Origin of the sequence: Pseudescherichia sp., assembly GCF_032052675.1 — a bacterium.
Classification (GTDB): Bacteria; Pseudomonadota; Gammaproteobacteria; order Enterobacterales; family Enterobacteriaceae; genus Pseudescherichia.
On the sequence record NZ_DAMBWA010000007.1, the window covers coordinates 147,859 to 164,094 of the forward strand.

The following is a 16,236-nucleotide window of genomic DNA, read 5'->3' on the forward strand; positions in this document are numbered from 1 at the left end:
TTAACGCGCATGATACGCTGGGGTGAGGTTCTGCCACTGCGCCGCCAGCCAGGCGTGACACACTGACTGCGGCTGCGGGTCGGCAACGATGTGCCAGCCCGGCGGCAGAGCGCACTGCTGCGGCCACAGGCTATAGCACTGCTGCGCATTTTGCAGAATGTAAAACTGACCCTCTGGATCGTCGAAGGGATTACTGAACTCCATACCACACTCCTGTCGTGGAAAAATGCTTTACGACGCGGCCTGAACCCGCGGCTGCCAGAGCGTCATCAGCCCTGCGGTTAGCCCGCCGCGCCAGCACAGCGCGTCGTGTCCGCCGTCGGTGGGACGCCAAAAAAGCGCCGCTGTCGCCGGCTGTAAAAGAGAGTAGAGCGACTGGTTAACGCGGAAAATGAGCGGTTCACGGGTTCCCGCCTCCAGCACGATGCGTAGTTTCAGCGGCTGCGGCGTGCCGGTTTTGAGCTGCTCGATAATCACACCATCCTGCTGTGCGCCGCGATGCGGCCACCAGTAGGAGCCGGACTGGCTTAGCACACAGCCGAAACGCGCTGGCCAGTTCAGTCCGGCATAGAGCGAGGCCAGGCCGCCAAAGCTCTGCCCGGCCACCACCGTGCGCGATGCCTCATCGCTGAACGGGGCCTGAGCCTTGACCTGGGGGAGCAGCTCTTCCTGTAACGCCTGCCAGAACTGCGGGTTACAGGGCAGCTCGCGGCTACGCTGGGTGTTATCAATCGAGTCAATCAGCAGATAGACCGCTGGCGGTAGCTTGCCTTCACGGGTTAGCGCGGCAAGGGCGGGCCAGATGGGCATACTCTGCGCCCAGAACTGGCCGTCCAGCAGCACCGCCAGCGGGCGTTCGCTAAGTTCGCTAACGTTCTCCTCGCCGGTGGTGTAGATCCAGACCCGCCGTTTGTTGCCCAGTCGGCGGCTGCGCCAGGAAATGCAGGTCGGGGGCGTATAAGGGGTGTCCTGCGGGGCATGCCAGCCTGGCTGCTCTGGTGCATCAGGCATCTCAAGGGCCGAGACCGGATGACCGCGCCCTCCTCGCCACGACAGCGGATTGAGCGGATCGGCAACGGCGTGGGCCAGCAATTTGCGCCAGCCTTCGCGCAGGGCCATACGGTCCGGCACCTCGCCTGTAAACGCCGATTCAGCAAAGTCCTGTGCATTTTCAGAGGGGATGAGGCAGTAGCTGCCGCGCCAGCGGGCGTTGAGCGAAGTCTGCCAGAACCAGACGTCGGTACCGGGGACGCGGCTCAGGGATTGAGGTCTGGCGTTTTGGTGATGATCGGTCACACCGGTGATGTAGATCCATACATGCTGTACAGAAGAGGTCACCTCCGACCCGGCCGGATCGCGCCACCAGAAGGTAACCTGACACCGGTCCTCACCGTCCCGGAACCATTCAGGTCCCTGTTTTGACTCCCACCAGGCATCGCTGCCCGTTGCTCGCATCGTCACCCTAATTAACCCCGTACTTATTGCGGCATTTTTTCAAATGTAAGAAAAATTATCGATAATATTATTGATAACTATTTGCATTTGCAATAGCGTATTGGCGCGCTGTGGGAAGCGCGTCTTTCACATAATCAGGTCATGAGCCGCGTGCGTGCAGGGTACAAGGACAGGTAGGCGGTCTTCTGGCGATAAAACAGGTAACATAATGAATAACAAGATTAAGTCCCTGGCCATATTGGTCAATCTGGGCATTTACGGGGTTGCACTACCGCTTCATGCAGAGGAGGCGCCTGCCGGGGATGACACTATCGTTGTCACCGCCGCCGAGCAGAATCTTCAGGCTCCTGGCGTCTCTACTATCACCGCCGATGAGATCCGTAAAAATCCGCCCGCTCGCGACGTCTCTGAAATTATTCGTACCATGCCGGGGGTCAACCTCACCGGTAACTCTACCAGCGGCCAGCGCGGCAACAGCCGTCAGATCGATATTCGCGGTATGGGCCCGGAAAACACGCTGATCCTGATCGACGGCAAGCCGGTCACCAGCCGCAACTCGGTGCGCCTGGGCTGGCGCGGCGAGCGCGACACACGGGGTGATACCAGCTGGGTACCCCCTGAGATGATCGAGCGCATCGAAGTGATCCGTGGCCCGGCGGCGGCACGCTATGGCAACGGTGCAGCGGGCGGCGTGGTCAATATCATCACCAAGAAGTCCAGCAGCGAGTGGCACGGCGCATGGGACACCTACCTCAACGCACCGGAACACAAATCTGAAGGCTCAACCAAGCGCACCAACTTCAACCTGACCGGCCCGCTGGGGGGCGATTTCAGCTTCCGCCTCTACGGCAACCTGGAGAAAACCCAGGCCGACGCCTGGGATATCAACAAAGGCCACGAATCTGAGCGTACCGGCAGCTACGCGGGCACCATGCCGGCCGGGCGTGAAGGGGTGACCAATAAAGATGTGAATGGTCAGCTACGCTGGGATTTTGCCCCCATGAACTCGCTGGAGCTGGAGGCAGGCTACAGCCGTCAGGGCAACCTCTACGCGGGCGATACCCAGAACACCAACACCAACGCGCTGGTGAAAAAGAACTACGGCAAAGAGACCAACCGTCTCTATCGCCAGAACTACGCCCTGACCTGGAACGGCGGCTGGGATAACGGCGTCACGACCAACACCTATGCGCAGTACGAGCACACCCGCAACACGCGTAATAACGAAGGCCTGGCAGGCGGCACCGAAGGGATCTTCTCTGACGAGAACTTCTCGAATATCGATCTTGCCGACGTGCTGCTGCATAGCGAAGTTAACCTGCCGCTGGATCTGCTGGTCAACCAGACCCTGACGCTGGGCACCGAGTGGAACCAGCAGCGCATGAAGGATCTGGCCTCCAACACCCAGTCGCTGACCGAAGGCGGCACCATTGCCGGGGTAGATCCCACCAACCGCAGCCCCTACTCCCAGGCAGAGATCTTCTCTCTGTTTGCGGAAAACAACATGGAGCTGACCGACAGTACAATGCTGACGCCGGGCCTGCGCTTCGACCATCACACCATAGTTGGCGATAACTGGAGCCCATCCCTGAACCTCTCCCAGGGGCTAACGGATGACATTACGCTGAAAATGGGTATTGCTCGCGCCTATAAAGCGCCAAGCCTCTACCAGACTAACCCGAACTACATCCTCTATAGCCGCGGCCAGGGCTGCTACGCCAGCGCCGGTGCCTGTTACCTGATGGGTAATGACGATCTGAAAGCGGAAACCAGCATCAACAAAGAGGTTGGGCTGGAGTTCAAGCGCGACGGCTGGCTGGCTGGCGTGACCTGGTTCCGCAACGACTATCGCGACAAGATTGAAGCGGGCTATGCGCCAATTGGCAAAGCCTCTAAGGCATCCACGGATATTTACCAGTGGGAGAACGTGCCGAAAGCGGTAGTGGAGGGGTTAGAAGGGACGCTCAACGTGCCGGTGACCGATACGGTGAACTGGACCAACAATCTGACCTATATGCTGCAAAGTAAGAATAAAACCACCGGCGATCGCCTCTCTATCATTCCGGAGTATACGCTGAACTCGACGCTGAGCTGGCAGATCCGCCAGGACATCTCCGTGCAGTCCACCTTCACCTGGTACGGCAAGCAGCAGCCGAAAATCTACAACTACAAAGGTAACCGCGCCACAGGCAGCGAAACCGATGAGGTGAGCCCGTACAGCATCGTTGGCCTGAGCGGCACCTGGGACGCAACCAAAAACGTCAGCCTGACGGCAGGCGTGGATAACGTCTTTGATAAACGCCAGTGGCGCGCGGGTAACGCCCAGACCACCGGTAACGATACGACGAAGTCCTATATGTATGGCGCAGGCGCAGCGACCTATAACGAGCCGGGCCGCACCTGGTATATGAGTGTCAATACGCACTTTTAATCATTAGCAGTACAGCATCATGCGCCTCCTTTTGTAAGGGAGGCGCACTCTCCTTCCCTTTTTTGTTATCCTGTCAGCGAATAGAAGAAACGATAATTTACAATTTAAGAAAATTCTTAGATTGCCCCACTATTGCGCTTTCGCTACATTTCCCTCTTTTATCGTATTTATACAGATCACGTTTTGGCCTTTTAAAAAATAATTATTCATAAAACGCTGGTATTATTAGGATAATTGAAACAGGGACTACCTTGGTAAATTTTGTTATGGAAATGATAAAAAATAATCAACCGCAGCAAATCTTAAGCGCTGCTAATCTTTTTAATTCTCTTCTTTAAAATCTATACTATGCATATGCTTATCAATAAGTGGCGGCTTGATCCCTCGCTGAATGCGCTTGTTCATACGGAAACAGGTGAAATTCAGCGCCTGGGTGAATTTCATTACATTCTGCTGGAGACGCTGGTAAACCATCCTGGAGAGGTATTATCCCGCAATTTTCTTATCAATGCGGTTTGGAAAAACCGGGTAGTGGGTAATAACAGCCTACCGACGGCTATCTATGCCTTACGGGCAGCACTGGGCGATGACGGGCGGTTGCAGGAAATCATAAAAACGGTGCCGAAAAAAGGCTATGTTTTTAATAAAGATTTTATTACGTACCCTAACGAGCCGTTGATAACCGAAACGGTAGATGAGAAAGATAACCAGGCGCCGTCGCCAGGATTGCCTCATGCTCCGCCCATGAGGGGCCTGCGGCCTGTTATCACGTCAAAAATATTTATCAGTATATCTCTTGCTATCATCCTGTTGATATATCTATCAATAACGTATTATACGCACCCTGCTCAGGACAACCGGCGTGTCTCCCTTTCAGCAGAGGGGAGTGAGTTAACGTTAAAAAACGAAACGATTAAAGATTACTCACGCATTAGGATCTATCACCTGCATTCAGGCAGCGATCCCGGCCATGCCGCACAGCTGGCGAAACATATGCCCACTGCCCTGCAATCTATTAACGCAAAGTTACAGAGCCAACAAATGAGTGCCGTTTTTTATTACAGTGAGTCGGTCGCAAAATTATCGATAACCTTACTCGTCCAGGATAATTGCCATCACCAATATCAATTAATGATGGGTATTTTAAACTGGCAGTCTGGAATGCAAGATTTGAATTCTATTATTTATCAAGCAGCTGAGAAAACTATAAATGAAATACCAGCATGTCAGTGATCTTTTTTGCTATTTGATATTCACACTATCAATAATTTGCCTTTCGGCATCCGCATCGGCCGCCATTGTGCGAACAGACTTAGTTTTTTATGATTTAGCGACGGTAAGCCAGCGTAGCTATACCTTGCATATGCTTCCCAACGCAAACGGCGCACGGGTTATGCTGCACCGTAAAGACAATCAGTTCTCTTTATCAACGCTCGTCGCGACCTGTATTAATAGACAATCGACTACCCATGCGCAGGGGTATCTGTGGTTGAACGAGACCGCACTGCAACATGCCGATCCCGCTCTTTTACCGATCCTCAATTTTACTCAGGATAATCGACTGCGTGTGGCGATAAAGCCCCTGGAGAATGCGCAATCGGTTCTGCTGGATAGAGACAGCCTCACCGTAATGATCGTTGATCCTGCCATGATGACGCTGGGCACGGCGGGCTGCCAACGTTAAGCCAGCTGATTTTTCGGCCCGAATAAAAGCGGCTTTTAACCTGCGGCTATACGTTATGCGTTTATCGCATAAGTTAAGTTGAATTATGACTTTCGGCAAAACGCTAACCCCCCTAACGTAGCGGGATAACGCCTTTAATGACATAACTTTACAGGGATTGCCGATGACCAAGAAATTGCTGCCGTTACTGGTGCTGGCCGCGCTGTCTGCGACCAGCCACGCCGCTACACCGCCGGATACCCTCGTCGTGGCCCAGGGCCTGGACGATATTGTGAGTCTCGATCCCGCCGAGGCGAACGAGCTCTCCAGTATCCAGACGGTGCCCAGCCTCTATCAACGGCTAGTGCAGCCCGATCGCGACAATCCTGAAAAAGTTAATCCTGTGCTGGCGGAGAGCTGGAAAGCCGATCCGGCTGCGAAAACGCTCACCGTCACGCTGAAGCACGATGCCAAGTTTGCCTCCGGCAACCCGCTGCGCCCGGAAGATGTCATCTTTTCCTATAAGCGCGCGGTGACGATGAACAAATCACCGGCGTTTATTCTTAACGTGCTCGGCTGGCAGCCAGACAATATCGATAGTCTGCTGAAGAGAGTCGATGAGCATACCCTTGAGCTGCACTGGACGGCTGACGTCAGCCCGGCGGTGGCGCTGAATATTCTCTCTACGCCTATCGCCTCTATCGTCGATGAAAAATTAGTCACCCCGAACGTGAAAGGCGACGACTTCGGTAACGCGTGGCTGAAGCTACACTCCGCCGGCAGCGGCGCGTTTAAGATGCGCGTCTACCAGCCGCACCAGGCCATCGTGCTCGACGCCAACCCCTCTTCACCAGGCGGCGCGCCGAAGCTTAAAAACATCATCATTAAAAACGTGCCGGACCCGGCCTCCCGCCGCCTGCTGATTCAGCAGGGCGACGCCGACGTAGCGCGCGATCTGGGAGCGGATCAGATCGCTGCCCTACAGGGCCAAAAAGGCGTTGAGGTACTGAGCATCCCCTCTGCCGAGCAGAACTATCTGGTATTCAACGCCGGGAACAGCGCTAACCCACTGCTGAACAATCCAGCCTTCTGGGAAGCCGCCCGCTGGCTGGTGGATTACGAGGGCATTACCCGCGATCTGCTGAAGGGCCAGTACTTTATCCACCAGAGCTTCCTGCCGGTCGGCCTGCCGGGCGCGCTGGAAGATAACCCGTTTAAGTTCGATCCAGAGAAGGCGAAGGCTATTCTGGCGAAAGCCGGGATTAAGGATGCGCACTTCACGCTGGACGTGGAGAATAAACCGCCGTTTATCACCCTTGCCCAGTCGATGCAGGCCAGCTTTGCCCAGGGTGGCGTAAAAGTGGATCTGCTGCCGGCGGCAGGCAGCCAGGTTTATGCTCGCGTGCGTGCTAAGCAGCACCAGGCGGCGATCCGCCTGTGGATCCCGGACTATTTCGATGCCCACTCTAACGCCAGCGCTTTTGTCTATAACGACGGCAAAGCCAGCACCGTGGCCGGACTTAACGGCTGGAAGATCCCCGAACTCAGCCAGCAGACGCTGGCGGCGGTGGCTGAACCGGATGCCGCTAAGCGCCTGGATCTCTATAAGAAAATGCAGGAAACCCTCCAGCATAACTCCCCGTATGTCTTTGTCGATCAGGGCAAAACGCAGATTGTGGTGCGCGATAACGTAAAAGGCTATCAGCAGGGGCTGAATGCGGATATGGTCTGGTATGACCGCGTAACCAAATAACCTTCAAGGTATTAACGTCTGTGTTTTTACAAAACAGCGCAGAGCGGCGTTTATCGCGCCCTCTGCTTACCCTATTTCAGGGACTCTTTACCCTCGCCCTCACGCTCTTCGGCCTGCTGCTGGTCACCTTTGCCCTCTCGGCGCTGTCGCCGGTTGACCGGGTGCTGCAGATCGTGGGAGATCACGCCAGCCAGTCAACCTACGATCAGGTGCGCCACCAGCTCGGGCTGGATCAGCCGCTGCCGGTGCAGTTTTGGCACTACGTGGTTAATCTGGCTCATGGCGATCTCGGCATCGCCAGCGCCACCGGCCAGCCGGTTCTCCAGGATCTGCTCTCGGCGTTTCCCGCTACCCTGGAACTGGCTACCCTCGCGCTGATCCTCGGCGCGCTACTGGGCGTTATCGCCGGGGTGCTGTGCGCCCGCTATGCCGGTACGCCGTGGGATCTGCTGGTGCGCACCTTTACTCTGCTGGGGAACTCGGTGCCGATCTTCTGGCTCGGCTTGCTGCTGTTGGCCCTGTTCTATGCGAAGCTGCAGTGGAGCGCCGGGCCAGGCAGGCTGGATGATATCTATCAGTATACCGTGACGCCGCAGACCGGCTTTGTACTGATTGACACCTGGCTCTCAGGCGATCCGCAGGCGTTCAGAAACGCCATCAGCCACCTGGTGCTGCCGGTGCTGCTGCTGGCCTACTACTCTCTCGCCAGTATCACTCGCCTGACCCGCTCCGCCTGCCTGAGCGAAATGAACAAGGAGTATATTTTGCTGGCGCGAGCGAAGGGTGCGGGAGAGATGACCATCCTGCTGCGCCACGTGCTGCCTAACATTCGTGGAACGCTGCTGACGGTAATTGCGCTGGCCTACACCAGCATGCTGGAAGGGGCGGTGCTGACGGAGACCGTCTTCTCCTGGCCAGGAATTGGACGCTATCTTACCACCGCACTGTTTGCGGGAGACACCACGGCAATTATGGGCGGTACCCTGCTGATCGGCGTGAGCTTTGTGGCTATTAATAACCTCACCGACCTGCTGGTTCGCGTGACCGATCCGAGGGTGCGCTAAATGCCGGCTTCTCTTTTTCTGCAGCGGTTACGCCGCTCTCCGGCCGCCTTTAGCGGACTGCTGATCGTCATAGTGTTGCTGCTGGTGGCGCTGTTTGCCCCCTGGCTTGCTCCGCTCGATCCCAACTGGCAGGACGCCGCGGCCCGTCTGCAGGCGCCGAGTAGCGCCCACTGGCTTGGCACGGACAGCTATGGCCGCGACCTGCTCTCCCGGCTGATCTACGGCACCCGTCCGGCGCTCGGTCTGGTGGCGCTGGTCACCGCTATCACCCTGCCCGCCGGACTGCTGATCGGCATTTTGAGCGGCTACTACGGCGGCTGGCTGGAGCGGGTGCTGATGCGTTTTACCGACGTGGTGATGTCGATGCCGCGCCTGATCCTCGCTTTTGCTTTTGTCGCCATGCTGGGGCCGGGGCTGGTTAACGGCGCGCTGGCGTTAGCGCTCACCACCTGGCCCGCCTATGCCCGTCAGGCGCGCAGCGAGATCCAGCGCCTGCGCCACAGCGACTATCTGGCCGCGGCGGAGATGATGGACATTCGCGGCTGGCGGCTGCTGGTGGGTCATATCCTGCCTCTGTGTCTGCCTTCGGCGATTGTGCGCCTGGCGCTGGATCTGGCGGGCATTATCCTGGCCGCCGCCGGGCTGGGTTTTCTCGGCCTTGGGGCCAGGCCGCCGATGGCCGAGTGGGGAGCCATGATCGCCGACGGGATGCAGGTCATTTTTGACCAGTGGTGGATTGCCGCTGCTCCCGGCAGCATCATTCTTCTCGCCAGCCTGGCGTTTAACCTGCTGGGCGACGGCCTGCGCGATGTACTGGAGCCACACCATGACTGATACCGCCATTGCCGTCGAGGCACTTAATATTGACTACCCCGGCGCCCGGGTGGTGAACAATCTCAGCTTCCGGCTTGGCAACGAGCGTCTGGCGCTGGTAGGCGAGTCCGGCTCCGGCAAGTCGATGACCGCCCGGGCCTTGATGGGGCTGGTGCGCAAGCCGGGTGTGGTCAGCGCCGCACAGCTGAACGTGCTAGGTAACGACGTGCTGACCCTGAGCAGCCGGGGCTGGCAGCGGCTGCGCGGCAATGACATCGCCATGATTTTGCAGGATCCGCGCTATGCTCTGAACCCCGTGAAAAGCATTTACGCCCAGCTTGAAGAGGCGCTCACTCTGCATCAGCGGGTTGGGCGCAGGGAGCGCGCAGAGCGTATCCGCGATGTGGTTGCCGCCGTGGGGCTACAGGATACGGTGCTAACCCGCTACCCTGGCGAACTCTCTGGCGGAATGGGGCAGCGGGTAATGATCGCCATCGCCCTGATCAATAATCCCCGGGTGCTGATTGCCGATGAACCCACCTCGGCGCTTGACGCCCGTCTGCGCAACCAGATCCTGGAGCTGCTGGTCACCCAGTGCGAGCAACGTAGCATGGCAATGCTGCTGATTAGCCACGATCTGCCGCTGGTAGCCCAGCACTGCCACCGGGTACTGGTGATGTATCAGGGGGAAAAGGTGGATGAGATGCCAGCCCATGCGCTGCCGCAGGCGACGCATCCCTACACCCGTACGCTCTGGACCTGCCGCCCGAACGCCGCGACCTGGGGCCAGATGCTGCCGGTGCTGGATCGGAGCCAATCTTATCAGGGAGGTGCGGCATGAGCATCGTTGATATCAGTAACCTGGGCGTAAGCTTTGGCAGCAAAACCGCCGTTGCCGCCGCCAGCTTTAACGTGTCGGCCGGAGAGACCTTTAGCCTGATTGGCGAGTCCGGCTGCGGCAAGTCGACGATTCTGCGCGTGCTGGCGGGCCTGCAACGTGACTGGCGAGGCAGCGTCAGTTTGCTTGGCAACGCCATTACGCCGGGCAGGCGCTATCAGGGGGTGCTGCGGCGCAACGTGCAGATGGTGTTTCAGGATCCCTACGCTTCGCTGCACCCTAACCACACGGTATGGCGCACGCTGTGCGAGCCGCTGACGATCCACGGTGAAACGCAGATAGCGGAGCAGGTTACGGAAGCGCTGGAGCAGGTTGGTCTCTCCGCCGCTGCCGGAAAGCGTTACCCGCATCAGCTCTCCGGCGGCCAGCGCCAGCGCGTAGCCATTGCCCGGGCGCTGCTGCTGCGTCCACAGATCCTGCTGCTGGATGAGCCCACCTCAGCGCTGGATATGTCCGTCCAGGCCGAGATCCTGAACCTACTGAACCGGTTGAAGCGCGACCATCAGATGACCTACCTGCTGGTCAGCCATGATGCGGATGTGATCGCCCATATGTCGGATCGCGCGGCATTGATGGCCGAGGGTGTGATAAAGCAATTTTACGACCGGGCCGCGCTGGCTCGGGGCGAGCATACCCAGCCCGGTCTCGCTTAAGGGCTTACTTCACCAGTCCGCTAAACTGCCCCAGCACGTGGTCAAAAATCGCCAGCCCCTGCTGGATCTGTGCCGCGTTGATGGTACACGGCGGCACCACGTGAATGCGGTTCTCTACCACAAACGGCAGCAGCCCGTTGTCGATCAGCGCCTGCTTAATGGCAGCCATGTCGGCGGCGGCCACCGGCGTTTTGCGCTGGCGATCGGTCACCAGCTCGATGGCCTGGAACAGCCCCCGGCCGCGCACGTGGCCAACGAGCGCGTGCTTTTCCGCCAGCGCCAGCAGGCCTGGCTGCAGGACGCCATCGCCCATTGCCGCCGCGTTCTCCACCACCCTCTCCTCCTTCATGGCGTCGAGGGTGGCGACAATCGCCGCCATCGCCAGCGGGTGACCGGAGTAGGTTAACCCCCCGGCAAAGAAGTGGTCGTCAAAGTAGCGGGAGATGGGCTCAGAGATCAGCACCCCGCCCGCCGGAACGTAGCCTGAATTCACTCCCTTGGCGAAGGTGATGAGGTCCGGCACGATGCCGTCATGTTCAAAGCCAAACCAGCGCCCGGTGCGGCCAAAGCCCGCCATAACCTCATCAAGGATTAAAATGATGCCAAACTCGTCTGCCAGCGCGCGTACGCCCTGCATATAGCCCTTCGGCGGCACCAGGATGCCCGCCGTGCCGGGGATCGACTCCAGCAGAATGGCGGCAATCGCGCTGGGGCCCTCTACTTCGATCATCCGACGCAGGTGCGCCAGAGCACGCTCGCACTCCTCCTCTTCCGTGGCGGCGTTAAACTCGCTGCGGTAGAGGTAGGGGTTGAAGAAGTGAACGTGGCCGCGGGAGTACTCGTTCGGCACGCGACGCCAGTCGCCGGTGGCCGCGATGGCGCTGCCGGTATTGCCGTGGTACGAGCGGTAGGCGGAGAAAATTTTATCTCGCCCGGTATAGAGCCGGGCCATACGAATGGCGTTCTCGTTGGCGTCGGCCCCCGCGTTGGTAAAGAACACCTTGCTGAACCCTTCCGGTGCCAGCTCCACGATACGCTTTGCCGCTTCGCCACGCGCCAGGTTGGCGGTGGCCGGGGCAATGGTCACCAGCGACTCAAGCTGGGCCTTCATCGCCGCCAGCACGCGGGGATGCTGATAGCCGATGTTGACGTTGACCAGCTGGCTGCTGAAGTCGAGCCAGCTATTGCCGTCATAGTCCCACAGCTCACACCCCTCCGCTCCGGCGATCGTTAACGGGTTCAGGTTGCCCTGAGTTGACCATGAGTGAAATACATATGAACGGTCCAGCTGACGTACATCACTATTCGTTATCGCCATCTCGCTCTGAAGTGCCAGTTTCATGCCCTGCTCCTTTCATACCGTTAATGTTGAATTCATCATGCGGTGGGCGAACGGGTGAGAGATAGAGCCAGTCCTGCTATCCATCTGTGACAAGGGTGTCACAAAATGCAGGCGCAACTGGCCCTGTGTCGGGCTGGCCGCTGTTTCTATAGTGGTCTCCTGAACTGAACAGGAGAACGAGATGACAACAGCAACGAAAGTGGCGTTTATTACCGGAGCAACATCAGGTTTTGGCGCAGCCGCAGCGCATGTCTTTGCCCGCGCGGGTTGGGGCGTGGTGTTAAGCGGGCGGCGCATGGCCCGGCTGGAGGCGCTGAAAGCCGAGCTGGAGGCGCACGTGCCGGTGCATATTATCGAGCTGGACGTGCGCGATAACGCGGCGGTGAAAGCGGCCGTGGCGAACTTGCCAGACGCGTTCCGGGACATTACCGCGCTGATTAACAACGCCGGGCTAGCGCTGGCTCCGCAGCCCGCTCAGGCCGTCGAGCTGCAGGACTGGCAGACGATGATCGATACTAACGTTACCGGGCTGGTTAACGTCACCCACGCCCTGCTGCCGACGCTGATCGCTCACGGCGCAGGAGCGAGCATAATTAACATCGGCTCCATTGCCGGGCAGTGGCCCTATCCCGGTAGCCACGTCTACGGGGCGACGAAAGCCTTTGTGAAGCAGTTCAGCTACAACCTACGCTGCGATCTGCTCGGCACCGGCGTGCGGGTGACCGATCTCGCGCCAGGGATTGCCGAAACGGAGTTTACCCTGGTGCGTACCAAAGGCGACCAGGCCGCCTCGGACAAACTCTACGGCGGCACCACGCCGCTCACGGCGCAGGATATTGCCGAGCAGATGCTCTCTATCGCGACCCTGCCGGACCACATAAATATTAACCGCGTCGAGGTCATGCCGGTGCGCCAGGCCTGGCAGCCGTTTGCGATTGATCGGGATTGAGGTGAGATGACACCCCGGTGGCGCTGCGCTTACCGGGGCTACAGTACCTCAACGGCTGGTCTGCAAAAACTTGCGTACCCGCTCGGAATCCGGGTCGGTAAAGAACTTCTCCGGCGGGGCCTTCTCGATCAGCAACCCCTTCTCCAGAAACACCACCTCATTTGAGACCTGACGGGCAAACTCCATCTCATGGGTAACCACCACCATCGTATACCCTTCAGCAGCGAGGGATTTCATTACTCCCAGCACCTCGTTAACCAGCTCCGGATCGAGCGCTGAAGTCGGCTCATCAAACAGGATCACCTCCGGCGCCATCGCCAGCGAGCGGGCGATGGCTACGCGCTGCTTCTGCCCTCCGGAGAGGGTGATCGGGTAAACGTCCGCCTTATGCCCCATGCCCACCTTTTCCAACTGCTGGCGGGCAATCTCATTGGCTTCGTCGCGCTTCATCCCCTTCACATGCAGCAGCGCCTCGGTGACGTTCTGCTGCACGGTCAGGTGCGGCCAGAGGTTGAAGCTCTGGAATACCATGCCGACGCGCTCGCGAATGCGCGACAGCTCCCGGTGCGACATCGCTTTGCCGCTCTGCTCGTCCACGCCGATGCGCTGGCCGCTGATGCGTACCTCGCCGCGGTCCGGCTGCTCCAGCCAGTTCATGCAGCGCAGCAGGGTCGACTTGCCGGAGCCGGAGGAGCCCAGGATACTCACCACCGTGCCCTTCTCCACCGTCAGGTTGATGTCTCGCAGCACCTCCACGTTATCAAACTGCTTGGAGAGATTTTTAACGCTTACCGCCGTTGTCTCATGCATGGGTCATTCCTCTTCTGGCACCGTAGACGCTCAGTCGCTTAATCAGCAGCTCCAGCAGAATGCTGATGGCCCAGTAGAGGCCAATCGCGACAATAAAGGCATTAAACGGAATAAAATAGGTGGACTGCACACCGTTAGCCGCCGCGGTAATTTCCTGCACAGTAATAATACTCAGGAATGCCGTATCCTTCAGGCAGATAATCAGCTGATTGCCTATCAGCGGCAGCGAGGATGAAAACAGGTTGGGCAGTATAATACGCCGGTATATTTTATAGCGGGAGAATCCCTGAGAGACCGCCGCCTCAATATAACCGGGAGAGAAAATGCGTCGCTGGCTACGCAATATTTCAAAGAAGTAGGCGCCATGATAAATAACCAGCGCCAGCAGTCCCGCGCTCCAGGCCTCCATGCTGATGCCCAGCTCCGGCAGGCCATAATAGAGCAGATAGGCGAGGATTAAAAAAGGGATCGCCCGCATCAGGCTGACGAAGCCAATAATAAGGCGATCGACCACCCGATTCTGATGCTCCATGATGTAGCAGAGCACAATACCTATCGCCAGGCCAACAACCGCGGCAATAATAAATAGCTCCAGCGTCGCCAGCAGACCGTTAAAGAAACTCTCCCGCGCCGACCATACGATACTCCACTGATTCATAGATCCTCCTGCAGTTAACGCGCCAGGCGCTTAGCTTTGCGTTCCGCCATGCTTTGCAACTTGAGCAGCAGGCCGATAATCACCACGTAGAGCAGACCGGCGGCGAGGATGGGCGACAGCGGCTCATAGGTTACCGATGAGATACGGTTGGTGACCCGGGTCAGATCCACGACGCCGATAACCGCAATCGCCGGGCTGCCTTTGATCAAAAAGGACATTTCGTTAACCAGCGCGGGCAGGCTCTCAATCCACATCTGCGGCAGCATGATGTAGCGAAAATAGGTCCAGCGCCGCATCCCCACCGACTCGGCGGCCTCACGCTGGGCGCGAGGGAAGTTGCGAAACGCGTTGCGCCAGATTTCGGCGTTAAACGCCGAGGTGTTGAGGGTCAGGGCAACGATCGCCGCCAGGGTTTTATCCAGGTTGATGCCCAGCGTCGGCAAGGAGAGGAACAGAAACAGCACCAGCGTCACCAACGGCGTCGCACGGGCCAGGCTGATGTAGATCACCAGAATCTGATCGACGACGGGGATCTTCATCATGCGGATAAAAGCGATGAGCAAGCCTATCACCACGCCAAAGACGATCGCCAGGCCTGAGATCCAGAGGGTCGTCCATGCGCCTTCAATCAGTAACTGCCATGCCATTGAATCCATGTTGCCCTCCTCTCTATTTTTAAGCGCTTATAACCCGGCGAGCTTATGGAACTGCTCGGCGCTGGTGATCGGCTCGTTGGGCAGATCGTCATAGGTCTCACCAAACCACTTCATCTGCAGCGCTTTCAGCCTGCCGGTTTCATGCAGGTGGTTAATAAACTTCGTCATGTAGGCCAGCAGCTCCGGCGAGTTTTTCGGGATTGGCCAGGCCATATAGCCCGGACCAGACACCGCCAGCCCCTTGGCGAAGACCTTCGGCTTGGCCTTCACCAGGTCGTTAACCGAGATCACCACGTTGATCACGTAGTCGAGACGCTTATTCGCCAGATCGGCATAGGCTTCCGGATAGGAGGGATATTCAACCACCGGGCCGAGCTTGCCGCCCTCTTTCTCCAGCATCGCTTTCAGCTCCGGCAGACGGGCAAGCAGCGCGCTCCCGGCCTGCACGCCTACCTTTTTACCGCTGAGATCTTTAATGGAGTTTAAACTCTCATCGCCTGCGCGCTTAACGAAATAGTGCTGGGCAGAGGCCCAGGGCGGTGTGAAATTAAAAACGTTTAGCCGTTCATCGGTAATGACCGCCCCGGTGAGGGCCATATCGTATTGTCCGGTAGAGACAGCAGCCAGCAGGCCGGTCCAGGGTAAAATACTCTGGTCGATATTGAATTTGGCATATTTTTTTAGCTCCTCGAGCATATCTTTGTTAAAGCCGTCACTCTTGCCGTCGGTCATAAAGTTAAACGGCGCGTAGTCATCTTCGGTGGCGACTTTAAACGTTCCGGACTTTTCAATTTCAGGTAAATCTCTGGCTACCGCATGGTGTGAAAATGCCATTACCAGAATCGCTGCAAGACAATGTTTGCCGATAAATTTTTTCATCGTTCCACCTTAAATAATATGCCAGGCCGTTGCCGCTGCGATGGTGAGATCGCTGCAATAACCGTGCCGAATTAACGTTACGCCCGGTTGCTTGGGGTGCGTTTTTACAATAGGGAGGCTTTGCGCATTCTGAATAGAGCCAGATCCGGCGAGTGCCTGTGTCAGCGCAAAATAAGCTGGTACAAAATTTGCTGGGTTCCGTTAAAGGGCCT

Annotated in this window: 16 protein-coding genes; 9 read left to right on the top strand and 7 right to left on the bottom strand. The window is 57.7% G+C overall.

All coding sequences use genetic code 11. The annotated features are described in order from the left end of the window. Both RTX96_RS11605 and fes read right to left on the bottom strand, forming a co-directional pair. Positions 1 to 204, bottom strand: a complete 204-nt coding sequence (locus RTX96_RS11605) for an MbtH family protein (RefSeq protein ID WP_103821420.1) — start codon at positions 202 to 204, stop codon at positions 1 to 3. Between the two features lie 27 nt (positions 205 to 231). Then, on the bottom strand, positions 232 to 1,461 hold the full coding sequence (fes, locus tag RTX96_RS11610) for an enterochelin esterase (RefSeq protein ID WP_312671048.1): 1,230 nt from the start codon (positions 1,459 to 1,461) through the stop codon (positions 232 to 234). A 202-nt stretch (positions 1,462 to 1,663) separates the two neighbouring features. Between fes and RTX96_RS11615 the strand changes: the two genes are divergently transcribed. The 8 genes from RTX96_RS11615 to RTX96_RS11650 all read left to right on the top strand — a co-directional run bounded on the left by RTX96_RS11615 (position 1,664) and on the right by RTX96_RS11650 (position 10,730). After that, the gene (locus RTX96_RS11615; protein ID WP_312671050.1) at positions 1,664 to 3,886 is read left to right on the top strand and encodes a TonB-dependent siderophore receptor; all 2,223 of its coding nucleotides are present in this window, start codon (positions 1,664 to 1,666) and stop codon (positions 3,884 to 3,886) included. A 348-nt stretch (positions 3,887 to 4,234) separates the two neighbouring features. After that, positions 4,235 to 5,119: a transcriptional regulator gene (locus tag RTX96_RS11620; RefSeq protein WP_312671052.1), complete on the top strand. Its 885-nt coding sequence runs from the start codon at positions 4,235 to 4,237 to the stop codon at positions 5,117 to 5,119. Beyond that, positions 5,097 to 5,570: a hypothetical protein gene (locus tag RTX96_RS11625; protein WP_312671054.1), complete on the top strand. Its 474-nt coding sequence runs from the start codon at positions 5,097 to 5,099 to the stop codon at positions 5,568 to 5,570. Before RTX96_RS11620 ends, RTX96_RS11625 begins: the two co-directional genes overlap by 23 nt. Positions 5,571 to 5,733: 163 nt before the next feature. Then, on the top strand, positions 5,734 to 7,302 hold the full coding sequence (locus tag RTX96_RS11630) for an ABC transporter substrate-binding protein (protein ID WP_103821425.1): 1,569 nt from the start codon (positions 5,734 to 5,736) through the stop codon (positions 7,300 to 7,302). Between the two features lie 62 nt (positions 7,303 to 7,364). Further along, positions 7,365 to 8,366 carry an ABC transporter permease gene (locus RTX96_RS11635; protein ID WP_103821552.1) on the top strand — a complete coding sequence of 334 codons (1,002 nt, stop codon included), beginning with the start codon at positions 7,365 to 7,367 and terminating at the stop codon, positions 8,364 to 8,366. Then, positions 8,367 to 9,200, top strand: coding sequence for an ABC transporter permease (locus RTX96_RS11640; protein WP_103821426.1), 834 nt, complete (start codon positions 8,367 to 8,369; stop codon positions 9,198 to 9,200). Further along, entirely contained in the window at positions 9,193 to 10,020 is an 828-nt protein-coding gene (locus tag RTX96_RS11645) for an ABC transporter ATP-binding protein (RefSeq protein ID WP_312671057.1), read from the top strand. The genes RTX96_RS11640 and RTX96_RS11645 overlap by 8 nt, the downstream gene beginning before the upstream one ends. Continuing rightward, positions 10,017 to 10,730: an ABC transporter ATP-binding protein gene (locus RTX96_RS11650; RefSeq protein ID WP_312671059.1), complete on the top strand. Its 714-nt coding sequence runs from the start codon at positions 10,017 to 10,019 to the stop codon at positions 10,728 to 10,730. The genes RTX96_RS11645 and RTX96_RS11650 overlap by 4 nt, the downstream gene beginning before the upstream one ends. 4 nt (positions 10,731 to 10,734) lie before the next feature. On the opposite strand, the gene RTX96_RS11655 is transcribed toward RTX96_RS11650, so the two are convergent. Beyond that, complete coding sequence (locus RTX96_RS11655) at positions 10,735 to 12,072, bottom strand: aspartate aminotransferase family protein (RefSeq protein ID WP_312671061.1); 1,338 nt, start codon at positions 12,070 to 12,072, stop codon at positions 10,735 to 10,737. 181 nt (positions 12,073 to 12,253) lie between these two features. On the opposite strand from RTX96_RS11655, the gene RTX96_RS11660 reads away from it, so the two are divergent. After that, the gene (locus tag RTX96_RS11660; protein WP_103821430.1) at positions 12,254 to 13,021 is read left to right on the top strand and encodes an SDR family NAD(P)-dependent oxidoreductase; all 768 of its coding nucleotides are present in this window, start codon (positions 12,254 to 12,256) and stop codon (positions 13,019 to 13,021) included. A 48-nt stretch (positions 13,022 to 13,069) separates the two neighbouring features. Here the strand turns inward: RTX96_RS11660 and RTX96_RS11665 are convergent, their stop codons facing one another. Genes RTX96_RS11665 through RTX96_RS11680 form a run of 4 tightly spaced genes read right to left on the bottom strand, consistent with a single transcriptional unit; the run spans position 13,070 to position 16,024 of the window. Next, positions 13,070 to 13,831, bottom strand: a complete 762-nt coding sequence (locus RTX96_RS11665) for an amino acid ABC transporter ATP-binding protein (RefSeq protein ID WP_103821431.1) — start codon at positions 13,829 to 13,831, stop codon at positions 13,070 to 13,072. Then, positions 13,824 to 14,489 (bottom strand): amino acid ABC transporter permease, encoded by a 666-nt coding sequence (locus RTX96_RS11670; RefSeq protein ID WP_312671063.1) that lies wholly within the window; start codon positions 14,487 to 14,489, stop codon positions 13,824 to 13,826. The genes RTX96_RS11665 and RTX96_RS11670 overlap by 8 nt, the downstream gene beginning before the upstream one ends. Positions 14,490 to 14,503: 14 nt before the next feature. Continuing rightward, entirely contained in the window at positions 14,504 to 15,145 is a 642-nt protein-coding gene (locus tag RTX96_RS11675; RefSeq protein WP_312671065.1) for an amino acid ABC transporter permease, read from the bottom strand. A gap of 27 nt (positions 15,146 to 15,172) precedes the next feature. After that, positions 15,173 to 16,024, bottom strand: a complete 852-nt coding sequence (locus RTX96_RS11680; RefSeq protein ID WP_312671067.1) for a transporter substrate-binding domain-containing protein — start codon at positions 16,022 to 16,024, stop codon at positions 15,173 to 15,175. Positions 16,025 to 16,236: the final 212 nt, after the last annotated feature.